We start from the raw sequence: 14,005 nt of genomic DNA, 5'->3' as shown, positions 1-14,005 counted from the left end.
TGCGTTATCAGCCTTTTTTTGCGCGCACAATATCGGATAAGGCATAGTGAGCCCGGAACAAGAAGAATTTTGCATTGTTCGGATGAATGTCACGATGAGAATTCAATGCCCCATCTCGTTATTGAATGATTTGTAGGCGTACGATGGTGGCGGTACTTGAGGCAATAGTGACATTTGTTTCGAATTGCGTTCGTTTTTGCGGTATTCGCACGGCGACATGGACAAATGTTTTCGGAATAATTTGGCGACGTGTTCGCCATTCAAAAAACCACAGCGTCTTGCAATTTTATCGACAGGTAAATCTGTTTCGGTTAATTGTTGTCGCACGGCTTCCAGTCGAATATGCAGCAGATATTCGCTCGGCGTCCAGCCTGTACTCAATTTGAACTGACGCTGGAAATTGCGTTCACTCATGGATACATAGTTTGCAGCGCTTAACATATCGATGCGCTCGGCCATATGTTCGACGAACCAGCGCGATGCTTGTTCGATCTTGTTCGATGTTTGCGTTTCATGCAATTTGAATGGTTTGATCGCTAGCGGATTCTCACGGCGACGCTGGTAGCCGATGACGCTTTCAGCGACACGTTTTGCCACTGCAGGACCAAGGTCTGATTCTAGAAAGGACAGCGCAATATCAGATGCCATGCCTATGTCGCTGGCGGTAAACATGCCACTGTCTTCGATCATTTTTGCATCACGCTCAAGCAGTATCTTGGGAAATTCTTTACTCAATTTGTCTTGCAGCGCCCAATGTGTCGTGGCGCGACGGTTGTTCAGCAAGCCGGCAGCTCCCATCACAAATACGCCTGTGCATATAGCGGCAATTCTACGTACGCTTCCCTCGATGTTTTGCAGCCAGTTAATCAGACGCGGATCGCTGTAAGCGTCGAAGTTTCCTGTTCCGCTGATGATCAAGAGCGTGTCGAAAGAATGATTGTCGTGAGGTGGAAGTGGCGCAGTCATGATTTGTACCGACGCCGAGGATCGGATGGAGCCACCTTCTATCGACAACATGGTGATGGCGTAGCCTATCGCTCCCGGGAATACGGATGAAATCAATTTATCGCCAACTGAAAATACATCTGCTGCACCGATGACATCTGCCAAGATGACGCCATCAAAAACAATGATGCCTATATGCTTGATGGACTTGACATCGCTATTGGGCGCGAGGGTCTTGAAAGACAGCAATTCCATGATTTTTCCCCATCTGTGTTTTGATTTTTTGTTCTATCTGCTTGGTTGTTGTAAGTCTTGTTTTTCCTTGTAGAGGGATGAATGCAAAACTTGTCATTATGTTCATACAAGTTCATGTTATGGAACTTACACGGTCGCAGGTTTGACCTAAATCATGTCGAATGCAATTCGCGATGCTGGAAAAAAACAATGTTCGTAATTACTTCCTTTTATTTTGTATCCAACTGATCGTTCAGCCGCGCGTTTTCCAACGTGAGTTCTGCAACGATTTGCTTGAGCTTGTGATTTTCCTGCAGCAGAGATTTCAAATCCTGTGGAAAAGAGGGCATCATGCTGTACCGTTTTTTCCAACTGAGAAATGTTTGCTCCGAGACACCAGCTTCCCGGATCACATCTTCCAAAGGCAATCCCAACTCTTCCTGCTTCAAGGCAGAGGCGATTTGTTCACTAGTGGTAGGCGGCTTCATCGCATGACCTTTCATTCAAGACAGAGAATTGGTTAATTGTTATTTGGATTCTGCGACGTCCAGCGGTTCAAGTCCCATACGTTTACGAATGATGGGGTCTGTATATTCGTAGGAAGACGAAGCGGTCGCAGTACCGTTTGAACCGTTGGGATTGGTTCTTGATTTGGTCTGTTTTACTGTCGCAGGGCATTCGCGTCCCGTATCTTCAATCGCTCTGCGATTGGCTTCGCTCTGGCATAAGAGGGCAAGCGCAACATCATTCAAACCCATTGCACGGAATTCACGCGAATCAAGACGTCGTACGCATGCTTCATCGACCATCGTGATACCACCGCTCGCGCCTACGCCGACTACGGACAAACCGAACGATGCTGATCCCATGCAGGTATCAGACAGCGTAGCCGTCAGAGACGGGGCAAGTACGCTAGGCACTGACTTGACTTTATAGCTACCGCCGTAATCCACGGTGGCTTTGGTGTTGTATGCACTACTGCCGGCTTCGCCGACGTCCCCCAATGTTGCGGCGCCTACGCCATTGGTACCGCTTGTACCGGCAGTGCCAGTTGGAACGGAAACCGATACGCTGACGGTAGATGTGCCGCCCGTTGCGCTACCGCCTGTTGCACTGCCGCCGGAAGCTGCACCACCAGCACCGCCAGCACCGCCAGTCGCGGACGAAGATGAGCTGGTAGATGGGGCTGAACCAGAGCCGCCATATTCCCCTGCAAATACTGGTAAGGTAATTAGTGAGGCTACCAGCATGCCTGCTATTTTGCTTTTCATGGCTGCTCCATCCTGTTGTTTGTTATTCGAAATCGACAGGAAGAGAGGTAACTCTCCTCCTGTCGTCCGGCATGCCGGACACTTCATGTATTAATTTTCTGCGCTCGACGATGCATTGCCGCCGTTACCACCGAAACCGCCAAAGGCTGGACCGCTGAGTGCAGGCGCACCGATGGTCACGGATGTTGCTGAGCCTGCGATATTTTTGTTATCGCTGACTGAGGCATCTGCTTTTCCGGTATTAGACATAGCTGTTCCTCCAACCGCCAGGGAGTTGCCGTTGAGTTTTTGTTCCGAACCCGACGTGTTGCCGTTTCTGACGCTGCCACCGCCAGCTGGGGTGTGGCCGTTGTTGCCACCGAATCGGCTGGTTTGAGTGACTTGGCCGTTTGGCGTACCCATAGTGGCTCTGCTCGTTGTGTTACCTGCCGTGGTTGCGCCGCCTGTTGACGTAGCACCGCCAGCGCCAGTCCAGTTTCCACCGCTATTGGCGTTGCCAGCGTAGTTGCCTTGGTTGGCGCTGCCAGCATTGGCTGTGCCGCCGGTAGTTGCGCCGCCAGTGGCATTGCCTGAGGTTGCGCCGCCACCAGCACCACCGGCGCCACCCGTGGAAATGGCAGTAACCGTAGTTGCTGCGGCGGTTGGGGTTGGAAATGGATTATTGTTGCCGTTGCCTGGGCGAGGGCCATTTGCCATCGCCGACATTGCAAACAATGAGCCGACGAGTGCCACCAAAATAGTTTGTTTCATTTTCTATTCTCCTGAATAAGGGGCGGAATGAGTTTTACTGCCTTGTTCGTATGCCCCGACTGACGAACAAGATGAGTCAAGAAAAGTGACTTTGAATTTCAAAGCCACTGCGAATCAACCCGTCTCTGACCAAGTCTCTGGTCCGTTTGGATTGAATTGATCTTAGGATGAGAAGTAAATTTATTTACGACGAAACCTTGTCAGCATCAGACAGATGCTCATGCCGGGTTTGGCAGGGTTTCTGTGCGGTAAGCAGAAGAGGAATATGAACTTGCGATGACACATCGCGAAAATAATGGCGCGCAATCAGACGTGTATGTTTTTCTCTGCGCATGGAGATGTCCTTCATCGCGCAGTGACACAGTAAATTGAAAGGCACAGGCAATCTACCGCGGCCACGATAGAAGAATTCAGATAGAACAGATATTCTGGCAAGAATTACGAGAGAAAAATAGCAATGTAGCGCGTGGATAGCGCACGCATTTCGATTTTTATTTCGTTGCGATCATCGCCGCTGGACAAGCCGTGTGCGACGCGATGCGGAATGGTAGATGCGTCTGGATCGTGGCGATCGCATAGACAATGCAATACCCGTAAAAATCACCTTGGGTAATGTGGTGACTGCGGCTCATGCGCGGCTAAGCGCAGCAGCTGTTCGACTGATTTTACTCAGTGAACAGCGACCGGATCATGCATATGATGGCTGATGTGAACAGCTATGAATGAATCGCACTTGTCGTTACGTGCATATCGTTTTCTATCCATTCAAAAACCGATGTGTGCTGTGGCTGCCAGGCCAGTTCCTTGCGTGCTTTCGCCGCAGTCACCCGACTGTTGGAGCCGAAGGAATAGACCGCATGGCCGAATCCCCATTCCTTGATCGCTTCTTCGACTGGCCATGATTGCGGTGCGCCGAGCTTCAAGCGTTTGGCAATGGCTGTCACGATGTCGGCATACGATGCTTCGCCGTTTTCCACAAAATAGAAAGAGCCGGCCGCTGCATTTTTCAGTGCAAGCAAATACAGTTCGACGACATCCTTGATATGCACATTGGACCAGACGTTGACGCCCAGACCTACGTAACGTGCAATGCCGTTTTTTTGCGCTTGCGCCACCAGTGGCGGAATTTGCACACTGTCTGGGCTGGCACCGAGACCGGTGCCGTAGATCATCGTGTTGCACAGAATGACAGAGCGCACACCGCGTTGTGCCGCATCGATGATCAATTTGTCGAGCGCGGCACGAGCAGCTTTCTCCGGCACGATGGTTACAGGCGTGTTTTCGGCAAACACCTTGTCCGACTTCCATTCGCCACGTGCATCGTCGCCGATCACGCTGGAGCCACTGGTATGAACGAAGGCCTTGTTTGAGCCTTCTAGTGCGTTGAGCATGGTTTCGACTGAAGCCAGGTGATCGGAGCTGGCGGCGTTGATGACGGCATCGGCCTGTTTCGCTTCACGCGTCAATATGTCCTGATCGTCCAGCGTGCCGATCACCGGAGTTATGCCGCGTTGCTTGACGCGATCGGCTTGTTCTTGTGTACGCACCAGGCCACGCACTTGGTAACCTTCTTCGAGCAGACGTGTTGCAACCGATCCTCCGATATAACCTGCTGCACCTGTGATAAATACGTTCATGTTTAATCCTTTTATAGAGAGGGCTATTTGTGGGCTTGCTCTGTAATCAGAAGCTTCCGATACAGCAGCGAGCGCATGAACGTACTATGCCGGCATTTATTGTTGAGAAAAATAGCGGTATTATCAAAAGATACTTTCCTGTAAATCAACAATAACTTGGCCTATGGATATCAATTCAGACGATTTGAAAGCCTTTGTCACGGTCGTCGATAGCGGGACCTTAGGTGCCGCTGCTGGCAATCTTGGCCAGACGACTTCGGCAGTCAGTCGTGCCTTGTCGCGGCTGGAAGAGAAGCTGGCGACATCTTTGCTGACGCGCACCACGCGTCGCATGGAGTTGACTGACGAAGGGCATTTGCTTTTAAAGAAGGCGAGGGCGATCCTGGCGGCCATGGACGAAGCGGAAGAAGCTATCCGCGTGCGGCGTCAACGACCGAGTGGCCGATTGCGTATCGATGCAGCAGCGCCATTTATCCTGCATGCGATCGTGCCGCATGTGGCTGAATTCCGCGCGCTGTACCCAGACATCACACTGGAGTTGAGCAGCAATGATCAAGTGGCCGACCTGCTGGAACATCGCACCGATATCGCGATTCGCATCGGCACCTTGCAGGATTCGACCTTGCACGCGCGTGCCTTGAACGCCAATCCTCTTTATCTACTGGCGAGTCCTGCGTACTTGCAAAAGCATGGCACGCCGAGCAAGCCGGAGGAATTGGCGCAGCATCAATTGCTGGGGTTTTTGCAGTTCGAAACCGGCAATGCGTGGCCGATACGACATAGCGGAGGTGAAACCTTGAGCGTGACGCCGTCGATTTTTGCATCCAGTGGCGAAACCTTGCGCGCATTGGCCTTGCATGGGCAGGGTATTGCGAGCCTGGCAGACTTCATGACGCGGGAAGATATTGCGGCGGGGCGACTGGTCAAGATTCTCGAGGACTACTACACCGGGTATCGGCAACCTATCCATGCGGTGTATTACCGGAATACGCAATTGTCACGACGCATCAGTTGCTTTCTCGAATTTTTGCAGCAGAAACTATAACGAGAGCAAACACATGCGGTATCCATCAATAGTTTGCCTTGATGGAGATAGTCATTTCCAGGTTCGCTCCCTCTTGAAAGCACCAGTGCCAGGGTTCATAAATAAAGCCTAGTGTGTTGTCACGCGGGTAGGAAAGTAAAAATCCAAACCGGCCTGCGTGTTCATCGAGCCAGCGATAGGCGTCTGTGTTTTCAAACTCTTCTTCGGTGGCAATACAACCCGGCGTATTGATATCGATCGCACAGCCGGTGTGGTGCTCGCTGTAACCGGGCGGCGCACTCAGGGTCAGTATCTGTTCGATAGGCATGTTGCGATCCAGCTTGTTCTGGATGATTTCGATTTGTCTATCGATGGAACGGAAAGCGGAGACGACTTCGAGGATCACATTGTCCTGCAATGCGGCAGCCTTCATCCCGGCCCAGGCCATGGCCGTCGCTGGCGTCATCAAGTATTCGCGACCGTCGGCATCGGTGTCACCCAGTGCCAGTTCCTGTGCTTCCCGATAAAACGGTAGCTTCTTCTGCGTAATCAACTCCAGCGTTATTCCCAGTCTTGCCAGTTCGCGCTGGATGCGGTTTTCGTATTCGCGATTTCTCATTTCGTTTTGAGGTGATTTTTCAATGCGGCTGCTGACGACTGATCAGCTTACGTGGGAATCTGAATGTCTGCAATCCTGAGTCATATCCGAGGGAATGGCCGGATTTGCTTGCGGACTGCCTCTACCGTTGTCGAACTGCGTTATCATGCCAGCCAAAGAAAACTATGAGGTGACACGTGAATTTGAAGATGAAAAAAAACTCGATTTTTGCCTTGTTGCTGCGCACGGAGTGGTGGGTAAGCGGCGCGATTGCGTTGGTCATTGGTATTGTCGCCTGGGCATTGATGCCGCGACAATACGCGCTGTACGGTATTTTTACTGGTATGCCATTCATGGTCGTTTCTCTGATGGTCTTATGGCGCAAACGCGGCGAACCGAGCTCGGCACGCGTGGCCGAAATTCTGCAGGCAACGCGCGCGATGTCCTGGAAGGATTTTTCAGTAGAAATAGAACGCGCATTAGTACGCGATGGCTTCGAAGTGACCCGTATCGATCAGCCGCATGCTGATTTTTCCATCACCAGTTCGGGGCGCAAGGCGCTGGTCAGTTGCAAACGCTGGAAGGCAGCGAGCAATGGCATAGAACCTTTGCGTGATTTACATCATGCAGTGGAGGCGGGCGCCGCCGATTACTCGTTCTATATTACTGCCGGCGAATTCACGCCGAATGCAATGCAGTTTGCGGTGGATCACAAAATGCGTCTGGTACACGGCGCCGGTCTGGCCAAGTTGTTGCGCGAAATGACAGTCGCCAAGCGCAAAATCTAGTTTTCTGATGACGGCCACGTGTAGCGATCAGTGCAGATAACAAAACGGCAGCAAGATTCGATCTTGCTGCCGTTTTTTTTGTGTGGCTGTTCAGTCTGGATTAGCTTGCCGCGCTATCGGATTTTTCTGTCAGCGCTTTTTCCAGTTCGGCGATACGCACGCGTTGTGCACTTTCATTATTGAAGCGTTCGGTGATATCTCTGGCTACTGCCAGCGCACCGAGAATTTTTCCTTCTTCATCGCGCACCATGCCGAAGCTCATATCGATGTATATCTTGCTGCCATCCTTGTGCATGGAGCGGGTTGTCAGCACCTTGTTGACGTATTTCATTTCACCTGTCGCGACCGCATGATCGAAGCCTTTGTTATGCGCTTGCAGCATGCGTTCGGGAATGATGATGTCGAGCGGGCCGCCAATCACGTCCGCTGCAGCATGGCCGAAAATTCTTTCTGCGCCGCTATTCCAGACCCTGATCAACCCGCCATGGTCCGCAAAAATAACCGCATCCGGTGCCTGATCAACGATCGCCTTGGACAAAGCCAGATCCAGAGTACTGGTGTTATTGCTCATCTCTAATTCTCCTGTAGTTCATTCTGACATTCATTCTAATCATGCGTTGCGATAGTGTATTTGCACAAAATATGAACGTTTTAACTGCCTTCGGCAAGGCCATGTTCGAAAAGTGCAGCGATCATGTCAGTTTGCGAAATCATTCCCACCAATCGTCCTTGTCCATCGATCACCGGCATTTGGTGAACTTCTGAGTCGGACATCAGCGGTACCAGATCCACGATAGACTGATTGGCGTCGGCCGTGTACACCTCTTTGGTCATGATCTGGCCGACCACTTCATGCTTTTCCGTATGTGTCAGTTGCGAAGGGCGCAGCAAATTGGTCAGCCTTTGTCCCAGCCCTTCATGCAATTCTATTTCCGCATGATGCAAGAAGTCTGCCTTGGTCACGATGCCGATCACGCGTCGACCTCTATCGATCACCGGCAAGGCGGTCAGATCATGTGACTGGAATTGTGCCCATGCCTCCGCCAGTTCGGTACCGAACTCCACGCTGACGACGTCCTTCGACATGATGCTGGCGCATTTCACTTCGCCCATACGGCGGCGGTATGCCTGCATTTCTGTCTGCAGCATGATCGATTCCAGATCGGCGCGGCTGATATCCAGCACCTGGTTGTAGCGTGTCAATACGGTATCGAGATCGCTAGGCGTGATGCCGATGCGCTCGGTCGGTGCAACGTCGGTCGTATTGTGCTTGCTAGTGCGATCCGGTTGCGTGACATGCGGATAGCGTCGGCCCGTTGCATTATTGAAGAACAAGGCAGTCAATAACAGCAGCAAGGAGTTGAGTGCGACCGGTATCAGGACAAAGCTGTAACCCATCGCATGTACTGCAGGTCCTCCCAATACTGCGGTCAGAGCCACCGCGCCGCTGGGCGGATGTATGCAGCGAAAGACAAACATCCCGGCGATCGCCAATGCGGCGGCGAGGCCTGCCGCCAGAATCGGTTCGCCTACCATTTTGGCGCAGGTCACACCGATGATTGCCGCAATGATATTGCCACCCATGATGGACCATGGTTGTGCCAAAGGACTGGCCGGTACCGCAAACAGCAATACGGAAGATGCGCCCATAGGTGCGATCAGCCACATCGCATGTACGTCTTTGCCAAGAAGAATATAGGTGGTGAGGCCGGTGAGAACCAGACCGAACAATGCGCCCGAGCAGGCACGCATTTTTTCATAGCGATCGACGGATCCCGGTGCCGGGAAAATACGGAGTAGCCACTGCCATTTCGATTGAACCATGCTGCCCCTAACAGAATGCCTAATGTGCTCTTACATGTTCTTGCATCACAACCACATACCACGAGTCACTGTAGCGCATGCAGCATGGTGAATGCGCATGATGCGATCGTCCCGCGAAATCGATATGAAGACGCCGGTGATCCTGACAGGTAAGGGTTTGCTTTTCAAGGATGGAAGTTTAAATATGTTGCATCTTAAATGCAAATATATTTGGCTTCCATGGCAGGAGACGAGAATGTCGCGGAATTTCCTTGTGCCCGATAGCGAAGATATCATTGCATTCCCGGTCATGAGCCTTGCAAAATATCATACCAAAAAAGCAAACGAATCAACTCAAATGGGGCGCCCTGATGCCCGCTACGCATCCAGCACGGCGCGCTTCTTCACGCTGCGATCTGCTGCAACAGATTAAAAACATTCATCTCAGGAATGAAGCTGAAGAAATAAAATGGCGCATCGAACAATAAAGACCTGCATGATTGCATGCAGCCAGCGTATCAATCCGAATTGAGCGTTTAAAAGGAAGCCATCCCATGCCCATCATCACCAATATTGAAGATTTGCGCGTATTGGCGCAACAGCGCGTGCCCCGCATGTTCTACGATTACGCCGACTCCGGTTCATGGACCGAATCGACGTATCGCGCCAATAGCAGCGACTTCGCCAAAATGAAGTTCCGCCAGCGGGTCGCGGTAAACATGGCCAACCGCACGCTGAAAACCACGATGATCGGACAGGAAGTGCATATGCCGGTGGCAATTGCACCGACCGGATTGACAGGCATGCAGCATGCGGATGGCGAGATACTCGCAGCCAAAGCGGCGGAAAAATTCGGCATTCCCTTTACGCTGTCGACGATGAGCATATGCTCGATCGAGGATATTGCCGCGCATACCAGCAAGCCGTTCTGGTTCCAGCTGTATGTGATGAAAGACCGTGCCTTTATCGAACGCTTGATAGAGCGCGCCAGAGTTGCAGGTTGTTCGGCACTGGTCTTGACGCTGGATTTGCAGATTCTGGGTCAGCGCCACAAGGATTTGAAGAACGGCTTGTCCGCTCCGCCAAAACTGACGTTGGCGAATATCATCAACATGATGAGTAAGCCGCGCTGGTGCATGGGCATGCTGGGCACCAAGCGTCGCGGCTTCGGCAATATTGTCGGGCACGCGAGCGACGTATCGGACATGTCATCGCTGTCGTCATGGACTTCGCAGCAGTTCGATCCGCTGCTGTCATGGAAAGACGTTGAATGGATCAAGAAGTGCTGGGGCGGCAAGTTGATCATCAAGGGCATCATGGATGCGGAAGATGCAAAACTGGCGGTGGCCAGTGGCGCCGATGCCTTGATCGTATCGAATCACGGCGGTCGTCAGCTGGATGGCGCCTTGTCCAGCATAGCCGCATTGCCTAGCATCGTCGATGCGGTGGGTGACCAGATCGAAGTGCATATGGATGGCGGCATCCGCTCCGGTCAGGATGTGATCAAGGCGCTGGCCCTCGGTGCGAAGGGCACCTATATCGGCCGTTCCTTCTTGTATGGTTTGGGCGCAATGGGCGAAGAGGGTGTGACCAAATGCCTGGAAATCATCGAGCGCGAACTGGACTTGACGATGGCATTTTGCGGTGTCACCGATGTGAAGAATGTGGACAAGAAAATCCTGATTCCCGGGACTTACTGATCGCAGATTCAATAACAGCCGTGGACAGACAAACCAGTTTCACTGGAAGTCGCGGCTGCTGATCGCGAGTTCGCCCAGCAAGTGTGAGTGATCGACGATGCGTTTTGCCACCAGATGGTGAACACCTTCCCTGGTTTGCCAGATGCCGTACACAGTCATCAATTGCGCATTCAATATTTCCTTGCGCTGTTTTTCCACCAGCGCTGGCCAGATGATGACATTGGTGATGCCGCTTTCATCTTCCAGCGTGACAAACATGGTGCCTTTGGCGGTTGGCGGCCGCTGCCGCATCGTGACGATGCCGGTAGTGCGCGCAATCTTGCGGTCAGCGAAGCCCCTCAATTCGAGTGACGTGGACAGGTTCATTTGCTTCAGGAGTGGCCGCAGCAAGGCAAGCGGGTGACGGTTCAGCGTCAATCCGAGGCTGGCGTAATCGGCGACGATTTCCTGCCCTTCGCTGGCTTGCGGCAAGATCAAGGGTGCTTCCGCAATAGGTGCATCACGCAATAATGCGGAGGCAGGCCGCATTGCAGCCACCTCCCATTTGGCCTGGCGTCTATGGCCGCTCAGGGGCAGCAAGACATTGGCGCGGGCGAGGGCGCCCAGTTCATTTTGATCGAGTGCGGCACGACGCGCGAGATCGTCCACGCTGGCAAAAACCTGCTGCGTACGCGCTGCCACTATTCTTGTCGCCGCCGCCATCGATAACCCTTTGATCATGTGCAAGCCGAGACGTACCGGCGGCATGGCGGATGTCATGTCTTCCAGCGTGGATTCGATATCGCTGATAGTGATGTCGACCGGATGCACGATGACGCCGTGGCGCCGCGCATCCTGCACTAGTTGCGACGCGGAATAAAAGCCCATCGGTTGCGAGTTGAGCAAGGCCGCAAGAAAAGCGGAAGGGTAATGGCATTTGATCCATGCCGAGACATACACCAGCAAGGCAAAGCTGGCGGCATGCGATTCGGGGAAGCCGTATTCGCCAAAGCCCTTGATCTGTTCGAACAGGCGGTCGGCGAATTCCGCCGCATAGCCATTTTTGATGAGGCCTTTTTTTAATTTTTCTCCATGTTTTTCAAGATTGCCTTTGCGCTTCCATGCCGCCATCGAGCGTCTGAGCTCATCAGCTTCGCCCGGAGAAAAGTCTGCCGCCAGCACCGCGATCTGCATCACCTGTTCCTGAAAGATAGGTACGCCGCAGGTACGTTCCAGGGCTTTTTGGATGGCCGGCCCCGGATAGCTGATTTGATTTTTTGGCATATGCCGCTGCTTCAGATACGGATGCACCATGCCGCCCTGTATCGGTCCTGGCCGCACGATCGCCACCTGGACCACCAGATCGTAATATTCCTGCGGACGCAGACGCGGCAGCATGGACATTTGCGCCCGTGATTCGATCTGGAACACGCCTATGGTGTCTGCCAGACAAATCATCTGGTAGGTTTTGCTGTCCTTGTCGTGAATATCCTGCATCTCGAAAGGGGCGCCGCGTTGCACGCTGATCATGTCCAGCGCACGCCGGATAGCCGACAGCATGCCCAGGGCGAGCACATCGACTTTCAGCAAGCCGAGCGCATCCAGATCATCCTTGTCCCATTCGATGACGCTGCGATCCTTCATGGCGGCGTTTTCTATCGGCACCAGTCGCGCCAGGCTATCCTGGGCAATCACGAAGCCACCTGTGTGTTGCGACAGATGGCGCGGAAAGCCGATCAGGGTTTGCGTCAATTCCACCAGTTTTTGCACGATGGACGATTGCGGATCGAAGCCGTTTTCGCGCAGCCGTTGTTCATTGACTTCGCGCCCATCCCACCATTTGTGCGAACTGGACAAGCGGTTGACTTGCTCGAAGTCGAGGCCGAGCGCCTTGCCGACATCCTTCATCGCCGAGCGCGGTCGGTAGGTGATCAGCGCGGCGGTCAGGGCCGCCCGATGGCGGCCGTATTTTTGGTAAATGTATTGCATGACTTCTTCGCGTCGTTGATGCTCGAAGTCGACATCTATGTCGGGCGGCTCATTGCGTTCACGCGAGATGAAGCGCTCGAATAACACGCTGCTGCGTTGCGGGTCGACTTCGGTAATCCCGAGGCAGTAGCAAACGATGGAGTTGGCGGCCGAGCCGCGCCCCTGGCACAGGATGTTCTTGCTACGGGCGAATTTGACGATGTCGTAAACGGTAAGGAAATACGGCTCGTAATGGAGCTCGCTGATCAGCGTCAGTTCATGCTCGATTTGCAGGCGAAATTTTTCGGGAAAATTATTCTTGAAGCGCCATTGCGTCGCCCCTTCGAATGTCAGGCGGCGTAAATAGCCGGACAGGGTTTCGCCGGCCGGCACGATTTCTTGCGGATATTCATAGCGCAATTCATCCAGCGAAAAAGTGCAGAGGCTTGCCAGCAGGATGGTTTCTTCCAGTAATGGCTGCGGGTAAATCTGCGTCAGGCGCAGACGTGAGCGCAAATGCTGTTCGGCATTCGGCTGCAACTCCAGCCCGCATTCGGCTACCGATTTGCCCAGGCGCACGGCCGTCAGCGTGTCCTGCAAGGGTTTGCGCGAGCGTACATGCATGAGTACATCGCCGCTCGCAATCAAAGGGACAGCAGCTTTTTCCGAGATGGCTGTTAGCTGATCCAGCCAGTATTCATCGTCGCAGTGATGCAGCAATTCGGCGGCCATCCATGCGCGGGCCGGGAAGGTATGCGCCAGCCAGACAGTTTGTTCTTCGATTTCTGCTCGTGTGCAGTGGTGCTGCGGGATCAGAATGGCAAGGCAATCCGGCAGGTATGCCAGATGAGTCATATTGCTGTCTGCCTTGACTCGTGCATCCAGATCGCTGCGCTGCAGGGTATAAAACCCTTTGGCGGCACGTCGGCGCCCCAGCGTGATCAATTCGGACAGATTGCCGTAGCCATTGCGATTGCAGGCGAGAAAAATCAGTTTGGTACCGCAGGCTAGCGTGATTTCGCTGCCGATGATCAGATGCAGCTTCAGTTTTTTTGCTTCTACATGGGCGCGCACGACGCCGGCCAGCGAACATTCATCAGTGAGCGCGAGGCTGCGGTAACCCAGATCGCAAGCGCGTTGCACCAATTCTTCCGGATGTGAGGCGCCTTGCAGGAAGCTGAAGTTCGACCGGCAGTGCAGTTCGGCGTAGGAGGGGAGAAAAGCAGACATACGTAAAGTTAGACATTTATTTTAAGTAAATCTGAATGTTCGCTCACGCCAATAGCTTGTATTTGCTAGCGAAAATCA

General features: G+C 52.9%; 13 protein-coding genes. 4 read left to right on the top strand and 9 right to left on the bottom strand.

Annotated elements, in window-relative coordinates:
• Positions 1-102: 102 nt before the first annotated feature.
• The 5 genes from ACFQO0_RS16445 to ACFQO0_RS16425 all read right to left on the bottom strand — a co-directional run bounded on the left by ACFQO0_RS16445 (position 103) and on the right by ACFQO0_RS16425 (position 4,837).
• A complete protein-coding gene (locus ACFQO0_RS16445) occupies positions 103-1,200 on the bottom strand; it encodes a GlxA family transcriptional regulator (protein ID WP_382236854.1) in 1,098 nt (365 codons plus the stop codon).
• Between the two features lie 209 nt (positions 1,201-1,409).
• Entirely contained in the window at positions 1,410-1,667 is a 258-nt protein-coding gene (locus tag ACFQO0_RS16440) for a transposase (protein WP_382236851.1), read from the bottom strand.
• A gap of 39 nt (positions 1,668-1,706) precedes the next feature.
• The gene (locus ACFQO0_RS16435) at positions 1,707-2,450 is read right to left on the bottom strand and encodes a histidine kinase (RefSeq protein ID WP_382236848.1); all 744 of its coding nucleotides are present in this window, start codon (positions 2,448-2,450) and stop codon (positions 1,707-1,709) included.
• Between the two features lie 90 nt (positions 2,451-2,540).
• Entirely contained in the window at positions 2,541-3,200 is a 660-nt protein-coding gene (locus ACFQO0_RS16430; RefSeq protein WP_382236845.1) for a hypothetical protein, read from the bottom strand.
• 716 nt (positions 3,201-3,916) lie between these two features.
• On the bottom strand, positions 3,917-4,837 hold the full coding sequence (locus tag ACFQO0_RS16425; protein WP_382236842.1) for an NAD-dependent epimerase/dehydratase family protein: 921 nt from the start codon (positions 4,835-4,837) through the stop codon (positions 3,917-3,919).
• Positions 4,838-5,000: 163 nt separating this feature from the next.
• Between ACFQO0_RS16425 and ACFQO0_RS16420 the strand changes: the two genes are divergently transcribed.
• The gene (locus tag ACFQO0_RS16420; protein ID WP_382236839.1) at positions 5,001-5,882 is read left to right on the top strand and encodes a LysR substrate-binding domain-containing protein; all 882 of its coding nucleotides are present in this window, start codon (positions 5,001-5,003) and stop codon (positions 5,880-5,882) included.
• 25 nt (positions 5,883-5,907) lie between these two features.
• Here the strand turns inward: ACFQO0_RS16420 and ACFQO0_RS16415 are convergent, their stop codons facing one another.
• Entirely contained in the window at positions 5,908-6,480 is a 573-nt protein-coding gene (locus ACFQO0_RS16415; protein WP_382236836.1) for a M15 family metallopeptidase, read from the bottom strand.
• Positions 6,481-6,668: 188 nt separating this feature from the next.
• Here ACFQO0_RS16415 and ACFQO0_RS16410 point away from each other — a divergent pair, with 188 nt between their 5' ends.
• Positions 6,669-7,247, top strand: coding sequence for a restriction endonuclease (locus tag ACFQO0_RS16410; RefSeq protein WP_382236833.1), 579 nt, complete (start codon positions 6,669-6,671; stop codon positions 7,245-7,247).
• A gap of 100 nt (positions 7,248-7,347) precedes the next feature.
• Here the strand turns inward: ACFQO0_RS16410 and ACFQO0_RS16405 are convergent, their stop codons facing one another.
• Complete coding sequence (locus ACFQO0_RS16405) at positions 7,348-7,818, bottom strand: PAS domain-containing protein (protein ID WP_382236831.1); 471 nt, start codon at positions 7,816-7,818, stop codon at positions 7,348-7,350.
• An 80-nt stretch (positions 7,819-7,898) separates the two neighbouring features.
• A complete protein-coding gene (locus ACFQO0_RS16400; RefSeq protein WP_382236828.1) occupies positions 7,899-9,071 on the bottom strand; it encodes an HPP family protein in 1,173 nt (390 codons plus the stop codon).
• Between the two features lie 97 nt (positions 9,072-9,168).
• Here ACFQO0_RS16400 and ACFQO0_RS16395 point away from each other — a divergent pair, with 97 nt between their 5' ends.
• Positions 9,169-9,483, top strand: coding sequence for a hypothetical protein (locus ACFQO0_RS16395; protein WP_382236826.1), 315 nt, complete (start codon positions 9,169-9,171; stop codon positions 9,481-9,483).
• Between the two features lie 121 nt (positions 9,484-9,604).
• Positions 9,605-10,750, top strand: a complete 1,146-nt coding sequence (locus tag ACFQO0_RS16390) for an alpha-hydroxy acid oxidase (RefSeq protein ID WP_382236823.1) — start codon at positions 9,605-9,607, stop codon at positions 10,748-10,750.
• A 39-nt stretch (positions 10,751-10,789) separates the two neighbouring features.
• Here the strand turns inward: ACFQO0_RS16390 and ACFQO0_RS16385 are convergent, their stop codons facing one another.
• Positions 10,790-13,927: an error-prone DNA polymerase gene (locus tag ACFQO0_RS16385; RefSeq protein ID WP_382236820.1), complete on the bottom strand. Its 3,138-nt coding sequence runs from the start codon at positions 13,925-13,927 to the stop codon at positions 10,790-10,792.
• Between the last annotated feature and the right edge of the window lie 78 nt (positions 13,928-14,005).

This window comes from Herminiimonas aquatilis, from assembly GCF_042665175.1.
Classification (GTDB): domain Bacteria; phylum Pseudomonadota; class Gammaproteobacteria; order Burkholderiales; family Burkholderiaceae_D; genus Oxalicibacterium; species Oxalicibacterium aquatilis.
This window is presented reverse-complemented; position numbering and strand designations above follow the sequence as displayed.